Source organism: Falsiruegeria litorea R37, from assembly GCF_900172225.1.
Lineage (GTDB): Bacteria > Pseudomonadota > Alphaproteobacteria > Rhodobacterales > Rhodobacteraceae > Falsiruegeria > Falsiruegeria litorea.
In genome coordinates, this window is the sequence record NZ_FWFO01000001.1 from 2,461,604 (window position 1) to 2,477,518 (window position 15,915).

Sequence of the window (15,915 nt, forward strand, 5' to 3'; positions counted from 1 at the left end):
GGCCCTTTCTTTTTTCTGACGAAAGGCGCTTATTCCGCCTTCATCGCTTCGATCGAGATCTTCACGTTCACTTCGTCGCCGACAAACGGCGCGAACTTGCCCAGGTTGAACTCGGACCGCACCAGCGTGGTGGTTGCGTCGAAACCTGCCCAGGGCTTGCCCGCCATCGGGTGCTCGCCCACCTGGTTCAGCTTGGCGTCCAGCACAACGGACTTGGTCACGCCGTTCAGGGTCAGATCACCGGTGATATTCGCTGTGCCTTCGCCGGTCACATCGATCCCGGTCGAGGTAAAGGTCACCAGATCGCCCTCTTTGGCACCGAAAAAGTCATCGGACATGAAATGGCCTTCACGCTGTTCCCAACCGGTGAACATCGACATGACAGGCATCGACACGTTGACCGACGAATTTGCCGGGTCTTCCTGATCAAACATGATCTCGCCCTCAAAGCCCGAGAACATGCCATAGGTGGTCGAAAACCCAAGGTGGTTGTAGTCGAACAGGACCTGGCTGTGGCTGGAGTCCAGTACATACTTCTCAGGGGCCGAAAGGCCCGCAGTTGCAACAGTGGCAAGGGCGGCGGCAAGCAGGGTGGTTTTCATTGGAATGGCTCCATGCATTGAATACGCAAAATCAAGCGGCCGCATCACGACCACTTGAAAAGAAATGTGCCGCCCGTGGGCGGCAAACAAGTCTCAATTATCCAACAGAGTCTGTTCCCAGATGAACAACCCGTCATCACAGGCGAAAATCAGCTGGCGATGTTCACCATTCCGCTCAGTTGGTTGCGCAGCGCTTGACGCACCTCGGGCGAGGCCAGCGGCAGCTTCATCAGGATCGAACCATCCACATCATAAAGGTCCATCTGACGCTCGTGGAATTTCACGCTGCCCAGGCTTTCATAGCTGCGGCGCAGGACCGTCTGCGGACGGCCACGGTTGTTCTTTTGCAGAACGCGCACCTCGCGGCGGATCGGGTCGAAATAGGCGTCGGGCTGATTGTCCACATGATGCATCATCAGCAGAACCATGCCACTCAGCAAAAGGAAGAATGAAAGCCCCAGCTTCATCACGATCAGATCAGGATCGACCGATGTGCCAGGTAGAACCCACATGCCCGCGGACCCAAGGATAAGGGCTGTTCCGGCAATACGGAAAATCACCGTGCGAATGGGCCAGTTGGGCGCAAAGGTGATCATCAGGGGAACGGTTTCCTCAAACGACGGCATCGCGAGGGGTTGTTGAAGTACTTGCTGTTGAACCGCAGTCATCTCTGTCGTGTCCTGTCGCACTATGCTCCTGAGACGGGCCAATCCCGCCTGCTTTGGTTAACCATGGGTAAACAAGATGACGGGATTGGGGCAGAGAGAGGGCCAAATGGGGCAATGCGGGGGTATTACATAGGCATGTCTTCCAAGGGATTGGTGGCGAGTGGTTCGATGCGGATTTTATTGACCCTCAGCGTTCAAACCAAATTCGACCACAGTTCAGAGGCCAAGCCTATCTATGAAATGCGCAGTTGGGAGAGCAATGGGCAGGAAACATTTCCGCTGTCACAATTGGCCGTAAGCTCGCTCAACGCTGCTTCCAAGCGGCCCAGTTCGTCGATCTTTGCACGGATCTTGGTGATATGAATTTCGGCAACTTCCTTGACAGATCGGCAATCTTCTCTGTCGCCCTCAGACAGGTTTAAGAGTATTTTTGCGTCGGCAAGCGGAAACCCCAGGTCGCGGCACTTCTTTAAGAACCGAAGCCGTCCAACATCATGTTCAGAATACAGTCGTCGATTATTCGATGCCCTTTCAGGTTTCGGCACAATGCCTTCGCGTTCGTAGTAGCGGATCGTTTCAATGCCGACGCCGCTTCGGCGCGATGCCTCGCCAATCGCAATCATGTGAACTTTCCCGGCTTGCTCCTGTAGTTACTACAGAAGTTATACGAGGGGGCGTTGCAGGGACAACTCCGTTCGGTCAGGGAAACACAATGCAGAAATATATTAACCTCAGCTATCTTGCGTCGCTTTCAGCGCTTGGTGTTGCGACTTGCTGTGTGCTGCCAATGACGATGATGGTCTTTGGACTGGGCGGCAGTTGGCTGGCAATCTTTGGAAAGATTGCGTCAGCGAGCCTTTATGTGCTGACAATATCGACGGTTCTGGTGATGGCCTCATGGCTGGCATCCTATCGGCGCAGATCGTTGCTAAAGTTGAAATGGTGGCTTTGCGGAACAACCGCGATCACCGGATTTGCTTGGATCGTTCTTTTTAACGAGGCTCGGATCAACGATTACTTGATTATGCAGATGTGAGATGATGACAGATCAAAGAGTGGTGCTTGAAAGTACGTTGACCTGCCCAAAATGCGGTCACAGTGAAACGGAAACCATGCCGACAGATGCGTGCCAATGGTTCTATGAATGCAAGTCATGCAAAACGGTACTGAAACCCTTGCAAGGCGACTGCTGCGTCTACTGCTCGTATGCCACCGTTGCGTGCCCACCAATCCAGCTGGGCGATAGCTGTTGCGGAAGAAAAGAATGATGGCTTTGATCGCCACGCCGCCGTGGCCACAGAAGCGGTTCTTTGTTCAGCATATGAACCGCTACAATCCCCCTTGCCCACAGCGCCCAGCCGTGTATATGAGGCCATCCTTTCACAAAACGGATAACCGCGCAGCCTCTCGTGGCAGGGTCGTGAAAGGGAACTGGCCCCGCCTTTGAAATGCGCCTTGATAGAAACAGGAGTTCACATGCCGCTGTATGAGCATGTAATGATTGCGCGTCAGGACCTGTCCAACACGCAAGCCGAAGGTCTCATCGAACACTTTGGTGCCGTTCTGTCCGACAATGGCGGTAGCCTTGTCGACCACGAGTACTGGGGCGTCAAAACGATGGCCTACAAGATCAACAAGAACCGCAAGGGCCACTATTCCTTCCTGCGTTCGGATGCACCTGCTCCGGCCGTTCAGGAAATGGAACGCCTGATGCGCCTGCATGACGACGTGATGCGCGTTCTGACCATCAAGGTCGACGAGCACAAAGAGGGCCCCTCGGTCCAGATGCAGAAGCGCGATGAGCGCGAAGGTCGCCGCGAGCGCCGCTGATCTTAGCTTGAGAAAAGGACACTAAACCATGGCCGCAAAACCATTTTTCCGCCGTCGTAAGGTCTGCCCCTTCTCGGGCGACAATGCACCGGCAATCGACTACAAGGACACCCGTCTGCTGCAGCGCTACATCTCTGAGCGCGGCAAGATCGTCCCCAGCCGTATCACCGCCGTTTCGGCAAAAAAGCAGCGTGAACTGGCCCGTGCAATCAAGCGCGCCCGCTTCCTCGCCCTGCTGCCCTACGCCGTGAAGTAAGGAGAGACTGACATGCAAGTTATCCTTCTCGAACGCGTTGCGAAACTGGGCCAGATGGGCGACGTCGTAGACGTCAAGCCCGGCTACGCCCGCAACTTCCTGCTGCCCCAAGGCAAAGCCCTGAGCGCATCGGACGCCAACATCGCGTCCTTTGAAGCCCAGAAAGCACAGCTGGAAGCGCGCAACCTGGAAACCAAGAAAGAAGCCGAAGCACTGGCTGAAAAGCTGGATGGCCAGCAGTTCATCGTGATTCGCTCGGCCTCGGACGCTGGCGCCCTCTACGGTTCGGTCACTCCGCGTGACGCCGCGGACGCCGCAACCGAAGCAGGCTTCTCGGTCGACAAGAAGCAGATCGCCCTGATCGCTCCGATCAAGGACCTGGGTCTGCACGCCGTTGCCGTGAAACTGCACCCCGAAGTCGAAGTTACGATCAACATGAACGTTGCCCGTTCGGAAGAAGAAGCCGAACTGCAGGCATCGGGCAAGTCGATCCAGGAACTGGCCGCTGAAGAAGAAGCAGCCGCAGAATTCGAAATCGCCGAACTGTTCGACGATATCGGTTCCGCCGCTTCGGACGACGACGAACTGGCCCCTGCCGAAGAAGCCCCGGCCGAAGACGACACCAACGCCTAAGCTCTTTCAGCTTGAGTATAGAAAAAGCCGCGCAAGAAATTGCGCGGCTTTTTTTGTTTGGGCCGGTTCTTCTGACCCCGCATTGATCCATCCGCTGCTTTGAGACGTAGACTCATCAATAATGTCTGAAACCTCGGAGATCCTAGTGGGCACTTCAATTTTAAAAACTTTCGCCGCCTGTTGCGCTGCGTCTGCGCTCTGCGCTACCGCAGCCCAAGCCGATCTGAATATCCGTTTCATTGAGGGCGCACCAAAGGACCGGTTCCAGATCAACAACACCGGGTCATGTGACATCAAGTCAGCGACCCTAAGTGTGGATCTATCATCATCACAGGGCGCCTTGATCTTTGACGTGACCGAGTCCGGCGCAGGTGTAGAAGTGTATCAACCGTTTGAATTGGTCGAAGGTCGAACCGCAATTGCAGCGGTTCCCAGCATTTTGGACGGCCAAAACGCACTCAGCCTGGATGTTGTACGATTGAAACCTGGTGAATCTATTGCGTTCACAATCGACGTTGATGACACTTTGGGGGCCCGCGAGATCACGGTCACCGACTCTGAGATTTCTGGTGCAACGGTGCACTTGGCGCAGGGCGACCAGATCAACACTGCGGTCTTTTCGTCCGCGGCCTCTGCAACCCTTCCTGTGCGATCCTGCTAAAGGCTTCATGTGTGACCTGATATGAGCGTATCTGCCCTTCCACCGAACGGCCAAAGCTGGATCACACGTTTGGCGTTCCTTGTCTTGGTGATTGGCGGCGGCATCGCAATCGGTATCATGACAGCGCCAGGGGAATGGTACGCTGCCTTGAGCAAACCGTGGTTCACCCCGCCCAATTGGGTATTTGGCCCGGCATGGACCGTTCTTTACGTTCTGATTGCCTTAGCAGGCTGGCGCTCTTACGCGGCTGATGCGCGGTCAACCCAATCCAAGCTTTGGTGGACACAGCTTGCGCTGAACTTCGCATGGTCGCCTGTCTTCTTTGCCCTTCAGCAACCCGGGCTCGCCCTCGCTGTGATCGTGGCGCTCCTGACTGTCATCACCCTCTTCATTCGCGTCAGTTGGTCCTCTGACAGACCGTCCGCCTTGGCGATGTTTCCCTATCTTGCTTGGGTAGCCTTCGCCTCTCTCCTGAACCTGTCGATCGTATTTCTGAATTGAGGAGCACCGGGTGAAATTCGCCAAACACTTGCTTATTTCGGCTCAGTTCTGGCTGGTCGGAGCCGTGACCTTGAACGCTGAACCTTTTGAAACCTTTGAAAATAACCCTGAAACCCGGTGGCAATATGTTGCAGACACGGTGATGGGGGGTGTTTCGACAGGGAAGGTAAGCTTTGAACAGGCTTCGAACGCGCCCTTTGCCCGTCTAGAAGGCCAGGTCAGCACCGCAAACAATGGTGGCTTCATACAGTTTCGGCATTTGCTCGAAACACGCGCCCCCTCGGATACCCAGGGTGTTCGATTGGTCGTCCGAGGAAACAACCAAGCTTACTTCATTCATTTGCGGACGACTGGGACACTGCTGCCGTGGCAATATTATCAGGCAAGTTTTGAAACCACTGGGACCTGGACCGAGGTTCGCTTGCCCTTTTCCGCGTTTGAGCGGTCAGGTCGCCTGTTACGTTCGACGGTATCCGCCGGGTCGGTCACTTCGGTTGGTGTCGTCGCTTTTGGACGCGACCATGCGGCACAGGTTGATGTCGCAGAAATCGGGTTCTTCTAAAGTCAGAGCGCAGGTGCCATCGGAGAGGTTTGATCGCGATAGGTCGGCAACTTTCAGCACATGTGCCGGATATGAGCTTGCGGGAAAGCCATAGTGGGATAGGCTCAGCTGATGACTGAGCGGAGATCCTGATGAAACACCTGACACGCCGTTCCGCGATTTTGATGACATTGAGCTTTGCAACCGCAGCCTGCAGCAGGGAAGAGCCCGCGCCGCCCGTCTATGACCCGCCGCTGTTCCCGAACGAAACGCCTGAACTGCGCGCGTCGATCAACAAATGGGCGGATCACTATGAATTGCCCCGAGAACTGGTGCACAAGCTTGCCATTCGGGAAAGCACCCACCGCCCCTGGGCGGTAAACCGTCCTTACTATGGCTTGCTACAGATCTTGCCGGCAACAGCGCGGTCCATGGGGTTCAAGGGGCAACCAAAGGATCTCTTGGACGCTGAAACCAACTTGGAGTTTGCACTCAAGTACCTCAAGGGCGCCTGGCTGTTGGCAGACGGCGATCAAGCGCGCGCAATCCGTCTGTATGCCACCGGCTATTACTACGAGGCCAAACGACGTGGAATGCTGGTAGAAACCGGCCTTGTGAAGCCGAAAAACTGATTGCCCTGCCCGCCTCTGGCACCAGACGCGGGCAGAATGTCCTTGTCGGTATCAATCGTCTGACGACAGGACCTTCCAGATCACGGCCCCCACGGCCGCGCCGATCAGTGGCGCGACCCAGAACATCCACAGCTGCGCCATGGCGGGACCATCCGCAAAAAGCGCCACGCCAGTCGACCGCGCCGGGTTCACCGATGTGTTGGTTACCGGGATTGAAATCAGGTGAATCAAAGTCAGGCCCAGGCCAATGGCAATCGGAGCAAAGCCCGCAGGCGCGCCCTTGGACGTGGCGCCCAGGATGATGATCAGGAACACGGCTGTCATCACAACCTCGGTCACGAACCCTGATGCCATGGAATACCCCTGCGGGGAAGACTCGCCGTATCCGTTGGAGGCAAAGCCACCTACGCCTTCAAATCCGCTCTGCCCGGATACGATGATATAAAGAACAACAGCAGCAGCAATGGCCCCGACCACTTGGGCGATCCAATAGGGCAACAACTCCTTTGCGTCGTGCCGTCCTCCGATCACCAGACCAAGCGTCACCGCCGGGTTGAAATGCCCCCCCGAGATGTGCCCCACGGCAAAGGCCATTGTCAGAACCGTCAAGCCAAAAGCAAAAGAAACCCCAAGCCACCCGATCCCGACATCTGCCACCCCAGCGGCCAGAACCGCGCTGCCACAGCCGCCTAGAACCAGCCAAAAGGTTCCGACAAATTCTGCTGCAAGTTTGTTCATCATGACACGTACTCCAAATCTATTGGGGTCGGTTCCGCCGCCCCTGTCCCTGTTGCCTTTCTTGTTTCGTTGCTCGGTTCGAAAAATTCAGGAACAGAGCCAACTTGCCGGGCGGGTCCAAGCCCCCTTGCCCCGGCGATCTTTCACTTCAAGAACTTGTATCTAGGATGTTTTTTTCAAAATATTCAAGAAAGCTGTTTCTTACCTAGTGAAACTAACAACCCTTAAGGGAATTCCTATTGCCACACACACCTTCGTCGGGCAGACTCTCCCTATGGATGTGCGACCAGCAAACCTTGCAACACACCGCCGAACTCGCAGCGGACCGCATGTGTTTGCTTGTCGATGATTTAAAGGTGATATGTATGAATTCGATAGATAGCCTTGTTGGCTCAAAGATACGCGCCCGGCGAATGGCCTTGGGCATTAGCCAGGTGGAACTTGGCCGCGCCATTGGTGTGCGCTTTCAACAGGTGCAGAAATACGAATCCGGTGTGAATCGCGTCAGCGCCTCTCGGCTTTGGATGATCGCTGAGACTTTGGACCTTCACATCAGCCATTTTTTCGAAGAAGAGCCGCTGCTCCCCTCGCCCTTGAGTAAACCATTCCGTCGGCCTGCGAATTCCGGCAAAACAAGAGACGAACAAGCCACAAAGGAACTGATTGATTTCTTTACGGACTTGTCAGCAGAGCAAAAGCATGCTGTTCTTACCATAATCAAGAACATGTCGGCCCGCTCACACCCGTCTAGATCAAAAATAGACATCGAAGGTTAGGTCCCGACATCCTAGCGGTCCAGGCTGATGTCTAAGATGGATATTGTGGATCTCGGCGCTTTGCCCAAGTCAGAAAACCACTACAGTGGCTTTCTGAACCAAGTGCGTGAGAATTTCGAACTGGACAATGTGGCCTATGCCGGGATCAATCCAGTTAGCGGCACGATCCATGGGCACGTTACCTATGACGACGCGTGGAAGGCCCACTACACCGATCAAAACTATCAACTGATCGACCCGACCCTTCACATGCCTCAGCGCAGCATCGCGCCCGTCGACTGGAGCAGGCTGGAACGCAGCGACCAGTTCCGGCAGGTTTTCCGCGATGCACATGACTTTGGCATCGGGGATCAAGGCCTCACAATCCCGGTTCGCGGCCCCTATGGTGACGTGGGCCTGCTGAGCGTCACACGTGAGTGCAGCAAGGCGGAATGGACCAAGCTGGTCAGCCACGTAATCAGCGATTTGCAATCCATGGCCGTCCACATACACGACTCGGTCATGAGCTCTGACACCCTGACCCAAGTGTTGATGCATCCAGCCCTGTCCAAACGCGAAATTGAGATCCTGCAGTGGACGGCTGCAGGCAAGTCACAGCAGGACATCGGCGATATTTTGTCGATTTCTCACCGCACCGTCGAAGTTCATTTGCGTTCGAGCCGGGAAAAGTTGTATGCCCTCACAACCGCCCAGGCCGTAGGTCGTGCCATCGGATTGGGCCTGATTTTCCCCGGCTAAATCATCATTCCCGCCAGACTACGGGAATCCCCCAATAGAGCCTCCCGCCGAGATAGGTAACGATTGGTTTACCGATAACCACTCGATGGGGGAAAAGATGATTATTGTGATTGATGCTCTTAACAAGCACCTGTTTGGTTCTGTTCTTGAGGACATGTTTCGTCTTCGCGGTAGGGTCTTCGGCGGTCGTCTGGGATGGGACGTGACGATCGAAGACGGTAAAGAAATTGATGACTTCGACAATCTGGACCCGGCCTATGTGGTAGGGCTTGACGACAACGGCAATGTCGTGTCGGCCGTGCGTGCCCTGCAAACCACAGGCCCACATATGCTGTCCGACGTGTTCCACGCCATCCTGGATGGCGAGGCCCCGCTGCGCAGCGCCACAATGTGGGAATCCACCCGTTTCTGCGTTGACACGCAGCGTTTGACCCGGGGTAAGGATCGCAATTCAGTCTCGTATGCCACGTGCGAGCTGATGATCGGTTCGCTGGAATTCGCCCGCCGTTCGGGCATTAAAGACATCGTGACAGTCATGGACCCGGTCATGGACCGTGTTCTGAAACGATCCAACAATGCGCCCTATGGCTATGTTGGCAAGACCGTACCAATGGGCAAGGTTCCCGCGCTCGCCGCCCTGCTCGACTGTACCGAAGAGCGTATCAACAATGTTCGCGAATTTGCAGGCATCGAACATGACGTTTTCCTCACTGAGGAAGAGGCACTGAAACTTTTAATCCACTCAAAGAGCACAGCGAAAATGCCACTGGATACAACAACAGCCACCACTCCCGCCAACCGCGATCACAAGCCGCTCAGCTCACTTGAAAAGTACTTTGTCGAGCAGATGCGCGCCGCCAAGACCGAGGAAGAGGTCAAATCCGTCCTCGACCTGATCGAGGCACTCAGCGACAGCTTCTCGCCCGAGCAGCGTCAGACCTTGCGCCAGACACCCTGGGCCCTGGCAAACGAAGCATGATCCTGGCCCAGGCGGGCCGGACAGTAAAATGCTCTCCTCAAACGAAAAGAGCCGCCCATTGGGCGGCTCCTTCTGTTTCTACCTGTGAAAGGCAGCAAGACGATTACTCGTCCTCCAGCGCCTCAACAGCTTTTTCCAGATCGTCCTTGCTGACCTCTTTCTCGGTCACTTCGGCCAGCTCGAATACATAGTCGACGACTTTGTCTTCGAAGATCGGCGCGCGCAGCTGTTGCTGCATCTGTGCGTTCTGCTGGATGAATTCAAAGAACTGACGTTCCTGACCCGGATACTGACGCGCCTGCGCCATGATCGCCTGGGTCATCTCGGCGTCGGTCACTTCGACCTCGGCTTTCTGGCCCAGTTCGGCCAGCAGCAGGCCAAGACGTACGCGGCGTGCAGCCAGCTTGGTGTGCTCTTCGGTCGCTTCGATCTCGGCGTGATCGTGGCCTTCAACCTCGGGGTTTTCTTCGTGCCACAGCTGGTGCGCGATCTGCTTGGCTTCGGCGTCCAGCAGCGACGGCGGCAGGTCGAACGACACTTTGCCATCCAGCGCGTCGAGCAGAGCGCGCTTCTGCACAGCACGGGCGGCACCCGCGTATTCCGCTTCCAGACGCTCGCTGATCTGACCTTTCAGGGCAGCCAGGTCTTCGGCACCGAATTTCTGCGCCAGCTCGTCGTTGATCTCGGCCGCAACCGGCTCTTTGACCTCTTTGACGTTGCACGAGAAGATGGCTTCTTTACCCGCCAGGTGCTCGGCCTGGTAATCTTCGGGGAAGGTGACGGTGACGTCTTTTTCTTCCTCGGCTTTCACGCCAACCAGCTGATCCTCGAAACCGGGGATAAAGCTGTTGGAGCCCAGAACCAGCGGGTAATCTTCGGCCGAACCACCCTCAAACGCTTCGCCGTCCACCTTGCCGACGAAATCAAACACGACCTGGTCACCGTCTTTGGCTTTGGAGCCCTTGCGGCGCGCTTTGAAGTCCTGCGCGGTTTCGGCCAGGTTGCCCAGGGCCTCTTCCACGGCAGCGTCGTCAGCTTTGACAACCAGCTTCTCCAGCGAGATCGACTTCAGGTCGACTTCGGGGATCTCGGGCAGAGCTTCGTAAGCCATCTCGACGTGGACGTCGTCGCCCTCTTTCCAGTCTTCGTTGGTCATCTTGACTTCGGGCTGCAGCGCCGGACGGTCACCGCTATCCTCGAAATGTTTGTTCATGGCACCGTCGATGCTTTCCTGCATCGCTTCACCCAGCAGACGCTGACCAAACTGCTTTTTCAGCAGGGCCATGGGCACCTTGCCCTTGCGAAAGCCTTTCATTTCGATCTCGGGCTGCGCCTCGACCAACTTTTCGTTGACCTTCTCGTCCAGCTCGGCCGCAGTCACGACGATGTTGTAGCCGCGCTTCAGACCTTCGTTCAGCGTCTCGGTAACCTGCATTCTTAGTCCCCATAGGATTCGGGGCGCGCAAAACGGGCGCGCCGGGAAATTTGACGCCTTCTATTTGCCCTGCCCCGCCGGTGCAAGAGGCTTTGCACAAGAACAGGCCGGGACTTGCCGTCAAACCAATAAAAAACACGCCGCACGAGGGAATGCGGCGTGTTCACTTTGACGCTCTGATCAGAAAATCAGAACTTCCAGCGGGCACCCAGGATCATCGACTGATTGTCCTGATAGGACACCGTGGTCGAGTCGTGCTCGTGACGCTGGATACCAAAGTATGCGTCGGCGTTGATCGGGTCGATGCGCTGCGCGATACCGATGCCGATCACTTTGGACTTCGATCCGTTGGTGTCGAAGTCGCTGCCATCTTTATAGTGAATACCAATGCCGGTCTCACCGATCGAGAACCAGTCCTGCTCATAGGCGATCTTGCCATAGACATAGTTCGGGTCGGTCGCACCTGCCGCATCATCGCTGCGCTGACCGGCTGCCATGGTGAAGCTCAGGCCATTCTGCAGCTTGACCGAGGCCGAACCAACGGTGTCCGAGCGCTTGGCGCCATTGCTGCGGTCGCGGACCGAATATGCGATTGCGGCTGCGAACTCGACACCACCAAAGTCTTTGGCATAGTTCAGGGCGACGTCATAGTAATCGTCATCATCGGTGCTCGACAGAACGTTCTTGCCGTACGCAACGGCGGCAGTGAAACCGTTGAATTCGGGCGTGTCATAGCGCACACGGCCACGACGCGAGCCGTCAAAGGTGCCAAAGGTGCTGCCAACGGTCGGGCCATTCAGCGCGCCATTGGGGTTGCGGAAGATGAAACTGTCGTTGACGTCGGTGGTGGCCGAGTTCAGCACTTCGCTCACATAAGACAGGTCAACGCTGGTTGCGCCATCTGCCGCCATGCTGCCCTGACCGGCCGAGAAGGTACCGTAGCTGCCGCGCAGAGCGAAATCGACATAACGGATGTTCTCACGCGACCAACCGCTGGTGTTGCGGCCGTTCTGGTCAATGTCTGCCGAGCCCGGCAGGTTCAAGCTGCTTTCAAAGCGGAACAGGAAGGTGTTCGCGCCAAAGTCCTGCGCACCACGTACACCGATGCGGCTGGCCGAGATCGAGCTGTCCGTGACGTTGGTTTCGGTCTGCTGGCCATCGTCCACGCGGGTGATCGACGGGTTGAACTGACCATACAGACGGAGCCAACCTCCTGAGCCATTTTCATAGCGCAATTCGGCAGCAGCAGGCGCTGCAATGCTGGCTGCAACAACGGCAGCAGCTGACGTAAGTTTAAGTTTTTGTGACATTTTTTCCACCACGGAGTGTTTCTGATAGTAACAGTCGGGAATATGGAATTGGATCGTCCAACTTGAAGGGGCCAAGCCCCCCTCAACTGCCTCTATTGCAATTCGGTCACAGTGAATTTGAGTCGGCGATCCGTCTTCACCAAGGAAACAAGGCGTTTGCGCATCAAGGCGCAAACCCGAGAAAATTGTCACAACAGAAAATCATGCGTATACGCATGACGTAACCACATATCGGCCTTGCAGGCGCGCAATATCGGCGGCGGCGATCTGCTCATCCTGGACCATGCACCTGCAGCAATCCGCGCAAAACACCACCTTTCGGACCTTGCCCGAGACGACGCAAAAGAGAACGGGGAATTCTATTCTGTTCAGCACAAAAAATAACGCCGCGTCAGAAACGCGGCGTTTTGAATTTCAGCGATGTAAGGCGGATCAGAAGCGCCAGCGCGCACCAAAGAGAACCGCGTTCACATCTTGATAGGACACGCCCGGATCGGACAGTTCATGCGTCCGGTAGCCCAGATAGACCTGGGTGCTGATGCTGTCGATGTTCTGGTTCAGGCCAACACCGATGCTCTTGGACTTGCGCCCGGCCAGGCCAAAATCGTTGCCGTTGTAAAAGTCGACCGCGATCGAGGTTGTCCCCGCCTGCCACCAGTCGGCCTCATACCCCGCCAAGAAGTAGGTGTAGTCACCGTCATTCTTCCGGCTACCGGCCGAGAAGGCAAAGTTCAGGCCGTTTTGCAATTTGACGGCCAGCGAACCAAAGGTGTCGTCACGATCTACACCATTGCGATCCCGTCGTGAGAAGCCAATGCCACCGGCGACCTTGGTGCCGCCGAACTCGCGTACATACTTCAACGCGACGTCATAGTATTTGTCATTGCTGCCCGGGGTCAGGATGTCTTGCCCCGCCGACAGGGCAACCTGGAACCCATTGAACGAAGGCGAGTCGTAGCGAACACGACCCTGACGACCGCCATCAAGGCTGGGCGTCACGCTGCTGATGCTCACGCCGGAAAGCGCACCACCGGCTGTGCGGAACTGAAAGCTGCCCGCAAAGTCACCAATGCCGTTGTAAGTGGTCATGGCGTTGTTGTTGAGCGATTTGTCGGCCACACCGTCTGTCGCCATCGACCCCTGCCCCAGGTAAACTGTACCCCAGTCACCTTTGTAGGCGAAATCGACCTTACGCAGGTCGGTACGGTCCCAATCCACGCCCTTTGGCTTCGAGGTCTGGCTCACACCGCCCGAGCTGCGCAGGCCAAGCGCTGTTTCAAAGTTAAAGCTGAATTCGCCACCCTGCAGGGGCTGACGCACCCACATGCCGACACGGGTGTTCGAATGCGCGTTGTCCACCAGGTTGTCGGTGGTCGTCACACCGTCATCAACGGATTGGAAGGCCGGAGAAAATTGGCCGTAAATCTTTACATATCCGCCCGAAGCGTTGTCCCATTTGAATTCGGCAGCAGCCGGAGCCGCGATACCTGCCGCCAGCAGCGCAGCTGCCGAAGTTAGTTTAAGCGTCTGTGTCATATTCATCACCACTGGGAGTTCTGGAATTGAGGTATAAAACATGTGGAACCCCATCTTGCATGTTGAAGGGGCCGACCCGTCGGGCCCCAATGATATTGCATTAATGTAACAGTCAATTTGAGACCCCACAAACGTAACCCCAACAAACAAAGGGGTTTGGCGCCTCTTCAGATCATCGAGGAAAACCCTGCCAAGCAAAATTCAAATCGCGATCCATGATGTCGCAGCATATCCGATATGCGCTCAGCATCAAACCCATGGCGCCATTTCGCCCAAATCAGGCGAGACGCGCAGCAATCCGCTCAAGTTTTGAGAATGGCTAAGTGCGCGCAGGCGTCGAATGCCGGATTTTCTCGGCAGAAATGAGGATACGGCGACACGATCTGCAATCGATTCCGCCGCTGTGCGCAGTGTTCAAGCGCTGCGAGCGCGATCTTCGAGGATCATGTCGCTGGCCTTTTCCCCGATCATGATGGTCGGCGCGTTGGTGTTGCCCGAGACGATGTCCGGCATGATCGACGCATCAGCCACGCGCAAGCCAGCGACGCCGTGCACGCGCAGGCGGTCGTCGACCACCGCCAGACCGTCATTGCCCATCCGGCAGGTGCTGGTGGGGTGATAGATCGTCTGGCTGATGTTGCGTGCGCAATCCAGCAGTTCTTCGTCGGTCTGCGGATTGTTGTTCGGAACATGTTCGCGCACGATAAAGGGCGAGAGCGCCTTGGTTTCGGTCATCGCACGAGCGAATTTCACCGCACGGATGGCGCAAAGCTGATCGGCCGTGGCCGACAGGTAGTTCGGCACGATCTTGGGGTAATCCGCGGCCCGCGGAGACGCGATATGAATGTGCCCCCGGCTTTCAGGGCGCAGTTGACAGACCGAGGATGTGATGCCCGAAAACGGGTGCATCTCGATGCCGGGCTTGTCCGCTGACAAAGGTTGGAAATGGAACTGGATATCCGGCGTCTCCAGCCCCTCCATCGATTTGGCAAAGATACACACTTGGCTGGCGCCCAGGCTCATCGGCCCCTTGCGGAACAGCACATAGTTCAAACCGATCCCCATCCGGGGCACAAAGCGGTTGATGGCGTCATTCAGGGTCTGGCTGTTGACCTCATACACCAGCCGGATCTGCAGGTGGTCCTGCAGACATTCACCCACGCCCGGCAGTTCGTGGCGCAGAGCTACGCCCGCCTTTTGCAGCACATCACCCCGTCCGATCCCCGAGAGCTCCAGGATTTGGGGCGACCCGATGGCACCCGCGGACAGAATAACCTCGCCACCGGGGTTCAGGTGCAGATCATGAGTTTGCCCCTTGCTGGAATAGCGCACTCCGATGACGCGTTTGTCGTCTTCTGGATCAAAGATAAGCTCTTCGGTATGCGCGTGTGTGATGACTTCAAGGTTGGGGCGCTTTTTGGCGGGATTTAGGAACGCACGCGCCGATGAGCAGCGGAACCCGCCTTTTGCGGTTTGATGAAAATAGCCCGCCCCCTCTTGTTCCGCGCCGTTGTAGTCGTCGGTGCGAGGAACACCCATTTCAACGGCCGCTTCTATGAAAGCCTCGGAAATCTCGGATTTGGCTCGGATCAGAGAGACGGCCAGACCGCCGTCACCGCCGTGGTTCTCATCTTCGCCATTTTCATGCGCCTCTGACCGCTTGAACAACGGCAGGACATCATCATAGCCCCATCCGCGATTGCCCCGTTGCGCCCACCGGTCGTAATCCTCTTTCTGGCCACGCACATAGAGCAACCCGTTGATGGACGACGACCCGCCAAGTGTCTTGCCGCGCGGCCAATCCAGGCTGCGGTTATTCAACCCCGGATCCGGCTCGGATTTGTAGCACCAGTCCGTGTTGGGATTGTGCAGCGTTTTGAAATAGCCCACCGGAACGTGGATCCAAGGGTTTATGTCACGGCCGCCGGCCTCAAGCAGAATCACCCGATTCGCCGGATTCTCGCTGAGCCTGTTGGCCAGAACACAGCCGGCGGAACCGGCTCCAACAATCAGAAAATCAGCTGTTTTTGGTGACATAGTCAGATCCTCCGGCGGGTAAGTTTGGCAGGGTTGCAGAAT

The 15,915-nt window shown here is 56.3% G+C and carries 20 protein-coding genes; 12 read left to right on the plus strand and 8 right to left on the minus strand.

Translation table 11 applies throughout. The annotated features are described in order from the left end of the window. Positions 1–29 precede the first annotated feature (29 nt). The 3 genes from TRL7639_RS11990 to TRL7639_RS12000 form a co-directional block, all read right to left on the minus strand. Positions 30–602 carry a YceI family protein gene (locus tag TRL7639_RS11990; protein ID WP_085796406.1) on the minus strand — a complete coding sequence of 191 codons (573 nt, stop codon included), beginning with the start codon at positions 600–602 and terminating at the stop codon, positions 30–32. A 149-nt stretch (positions 603–751) separates the two neighbouring features. After that, entirely contained in the window at positions 752–1,198 is a 447-nt protein-coding gene (locus tag TRL7639_RS11995) for a hypothetical protein (RefSeq protein ID WP_235820313.1), read from the minus strand. A 305-nt stretch (positions 1,199–1,503) separates the two neighbouring features. Further along, a complete protein-coding gene (locus TRL7639_RS12000) occupies positions 1,504–1,893 on the minus strand; it encodes a MerR family transcriptional regulator (RefSeq protein WP_085795882.1) in 390 nt (129 codons plus the stop codon). A gap of 89 nt (positions 1,894–1,982) precedes the next feature. Between TRL7639_RS12000 and TRL7639_RS12005 the strand changes: the two genes are divergently transcribed. From TRL7639_RS12005 to TRL7639_RS12045, 9 genes are all read left to right on the plus strand, one after another. Then, entirely contained in the window at positions 1,983–2,306 is a 324-nt protein-coding gene (locus tag TRL7639_RS12005) for a hypothetical protein (protein WP_085795883.1), read from the plus strand. A 4-nt stretch (positions 2,307–2,310) separates the two neighbouring features. After that, positions 2,311–2,538, plus strand: coding sequence for a GDCCVxC domain-containing (seleno)protein (locus TRL7639_RS23350; protein WP_085796407.1), 228 nt, complete (start codon positions 2,311–2,313; stop codon positions 2,536–2,538). 208 nt (positions 2,539–2,746) lie between these two features. After that, complete coding sequence (gene rpsF, locus TRL7639_RS12015; protein ID WP_085795884.1) at positions 2,747–3,100, plus strand: 30S ribosomal protein S6; 354 nt, start codon at positions 2,747–2,749, stop codon at positions 3,098–3,100. A 28-nt stretch (positions 3,101–3,128) separates the two neighbouring features. Beyond that, positions 3,129–3,356 (plus strand): 30S ribosomal protein S18, encoded by a 228-nt coding sequence (gene rpsR / locus TRL7639_RS12020; protein ID WP_005852865.1) that lies wholly within the window; start codon positions 3,129–3,131, stop codon positions 3,354–3,356. A gap of 12 nt (positions 3,357–3,368) precedes the next feature. Further along, a complete protein-coding gene (gene rplI / locus TRL7639_RS12025; protein WP_085795885.1) occupies positions 3,369–3,989 on the plus strand; it encodes a 50S ribosomal protein L9 in 621 nt (206 codons plus the stop codon). A 121-nt stretch (positions 3,990–4,110) separates the two neighbouring features. Continuing rightward, entirely contained in the window at positions 4,111–4,650 is a 540-nt protein-coding gene (locus TRL7639_RS12030) for an aggregation factor core (protein ID WP_085795886.1), read from the plus strand. Between the two features lie 21 nt (positions 4,651–4,671). Beyond that, entirely contained in the window at positions 4,672–5,151 is a 480-nt protein-coding gene (locus TRL7639_RS12035; protein ID WP_085795887.1) for a TspO/MBR family protein, read from the plus strand. A gap of 10 nt (positions 5,152–5,161) precedes the next feature. Further along, complete coding sequence (locus tag TRL7639_RS12040; RefSeq protein WP_207559659.1) at positions 5,162–5,713, plus strand: CIA30 family protein; 552 nt, start codon at positions 5,162–5,164, stop codon at positions 5,711–5,713. A gap of 164 nt (positions 5,714–5,877) precedes the next feature. Then, positions 5,878–6,324 (plus strand): transglycosylase SLT domain-containing protein, encoded by a 447-nt coding sequence (locus tag TRL7639_RS12045; protein ID WP_370808951.1) that lies wholly within the window; start codon positions 5,878–5,880, stop codon positions 6,322–6,324. Positions 6,325–6,375: 51 nt separating this feature from the next. Here the strand turns inward: TRL7639_RS12045 and aqpZ are convergent, their stop codons facing one another. Further along, entirely contained in the window at positions 6,376–7,065 is a 690-nt protein-coding gene (aqpZ, locus tag TRL7639_RS12050) for an aquaporin Z (RefSeq protein ID WP_085795889.1), read from the minus strand. Positions 7,066–7,340: 275 nt separating this feature from the next. Here aqpZ and TRL7639_RS12055 point away from each other — a divergent pair, with 275 nt between their 5' ends. From TRL7639_RS12055 to TRL7639_RS12065, 3 genes are all read left to right on the plus strand, one after another. Beyond that, a complete protein-coding gene (locus tag TRL7639_RS12055) occupies positions 7,341–7,838 on the plus strand; it encodes a helix-turn-helix domain-containing protein (RefSeq protein WP_085795890.1) in 498 nt (165 codons plus the stop codon). Positions 7,839–7,874: 36 nt separating this feature from the next. Next, a complete protein-coding gene (locus TRL7639_RS12060; protein WP_085795891.1) occupies positions 7,875–8,576 on the plus strand; it encodes a LuxR family transcriptional regulator in 702 nt (233 codons plus the stop codon). 97 nt (positions 8,577–8,673) lie between these two features. After that, entirely contained in the window at positions 8,674–9,555 is an 882-nt protein-coding gene (locus TRL7639_RS12065) for an acyl-homoserine-lactone synthase (protein WP_085795892.1), read from the plus strand. Positions 9,556–9,658: 103 nt separating this feature from the next. On the opposite strand, the gene tig is transcribed toward TRL7639_RS12065, so the two are convergent. From tig to TRL7639_RS12085, 4 genes are all read right to left on the minus strand, one after another. Then, positions 9,659–10,990 (minus strand): trigger factor, encoded by a 1,332-nt coding sequence (gene tig, locus TRL7639_RS12070; protein WP_085795893.1) that lies wholly within the window; start codon positions 10,988–10,990, stop codon positions 9,659–9,661. Between the two features lie 188 nt (positions 10,991–11,178). Continuing rightward, positions 11,179–12,300, minus strand: coding sequence for a porin (locus TRL7639_RS12075; protein WP_085795894.1), 1,122 nt, complete (start codon positions 12,298–12,300; stop codon positions 11,179–11,181). 432 nt (positions 12,301–12,732) lie between these two features. Further along, positions 12,733–13,836, minus strand: coding sequence for a porin (locus TRL7639_RS12080; RefSeq protein WP_133057647.1), 1,104 nt, complete (start codon positions 13,834–13,836; stop codon positions 12,733–12,735). Between the two features lie 414 nt (positions 13,837–14,250). After that, the gene (locus TRL7639_RS12085; protein ID WP_085795896.1) at positions 14,251–15,873 is read right to left on the minus strand and encodes a GMC family oxidoreductase; all 1,623 of its coding nucleotides are present in this window, start codon (positions 15,871–15,873) and stop codon (positions 14,251–14,253) included. Positions 15,874–15,915: the final 42 nt, after the last annotated feature.

Excerpts from the sequence above, each read along its gene's own strand:
- TRL7639_RS11990 (WP_085796406.1), bottom strand. The coding sequence starts at position 602 with ATGAAAACCACCCTGCTTGCCGCCGCCCTTGCCACTGTTGCAACTGCG.
- TRL7639_RS11995 (WP_235820313.1), bottom strand. The coding sequence starts at position 1,198 with ATGATCACCTTTGCGCCCAACTGGCCCATTCGCACGGTGATTTTCCGT.
- TRL7639_RS12000 (WP_085795882.1), bottom strand. The coding sequence starts at position 1,893 with ATGATTGCGATTGGCGAGGCATCGCGCCGAAGCGGCGTCGGCATTGAA.
- TRL7639_RS12005 (WP_085795883.1), top strand. The coding sequence starts at position 1,983 with ATGCAGAAATATATTAACCTCAGCTATCTTGCGTCGCTTTCAGCGCTT.
- TRL7639_RS23350 (WP_085796407.1), top strand. The coding sequence starts at position 2,311 with ATGACAGATCAAAGAGTGGTGCTTGAAAGTACGTTGACCTGCCCAAAA.
- rpsF (WP_085795884.1), top strand. The coding sequence starts at position 2,747 with ATGCCGCTGTATGAGCATGTAATGATTGCGCGTCAGGACCTGTCCAAC.
- rpsR (WP_005852865.1), top strand. The coding sequence starts at position 3,129 with ATGGCCGCAAAACCATTTTTCCGCCGTCGTAAGGTCTGCCCCTTCTCG.
- rplI (WP_085795885.1), top strand. The coding sequence starts at position 3,369 with ATGCAAGTTATCCTTCTCGAACGCGTTGCGAAACTGGGCCAGATGGGC.
- TRL7639_RS12030 (WP_085795886.1), top strand. The coding sequence starts at position 4,111 with ATGTCTGAAACCTCGGAGATCCTAGTGGGCACTTCAATTTTAAAAACT.
- TRL7639_RS12035 (WP_085795887.1), top strand. The coding sequence starts at position 4,672 with ATGAGCGTATCTGCCCTTCCACCGAACGGCCAAAGCTGGATCACACGT.
- TRL7639_RS12045 (WP_370808951.1), top strand. The coding sequence starts at position 5,878 with ATGACATTGAGCTTTGCAACCGCAGCCTGCAGCAGGGAAGAGCCCGCG.
- aqpZ (WP_085795889.1), bottom strand. The coding sequence starts at position 7,065 with ATGATGAACAAACTTGCAGCAGAATTTGTCGGAACCTTTTGGCTGGTT.
- TRL7639_RS12055 (WP_085795890.1), top strand. The coding sequence starts at position 7,341 with ATGTGCGACCAGCAAACCTTGCAACACACCGCCGAACTCGCAGCGGAC.
- TRL7639_RS12060 (WP_085795891.1), top strand. The coding sequence starts at position 7,875 with ATGGATATTGTGGATCTCGGCGCTTTGCCCAAGTCAGAAAACCACTAC.
- TRL7639_RS12065 (WP_085795892.1), top strand. The coding sequence starts at position 8,674 with ATGATTATTGTGATTGATGCTCTTAACAAGCACCTGTTTGGTTCTGTT.
- tig (WP_085795893.1), bottom strand. The coding sequence starts at position 10,990 with ATGCAGGTTACCGAGACGCTGAACGAAGGTCTGAAGCGCGGCTACAAC.
- TRL7639_RS12075 (WP_085795894.1), bottom strand. The coding sequence starts at position 12,300 with ATGTCACAAAAACTTAAACTTACGTCAGCTGCTGCCGTTGTTGCAGCC.
- TRL7639_RS12080 (WP_133057647.1), bottom strand. The coding sequence starts at position 13,836 with ATGACACAGACGCTTAAACTAACTTCGGCAGCTGCGCTGCTGGCGGCA.
- TRL7639_RS12085 (WP_085795896.1), bottom strand. The coding sequence starts at position 15,873 with ATGTCACCAAAAACAGCTGATTTTCTGATTGTTGGAGCCGGTTCCGCC.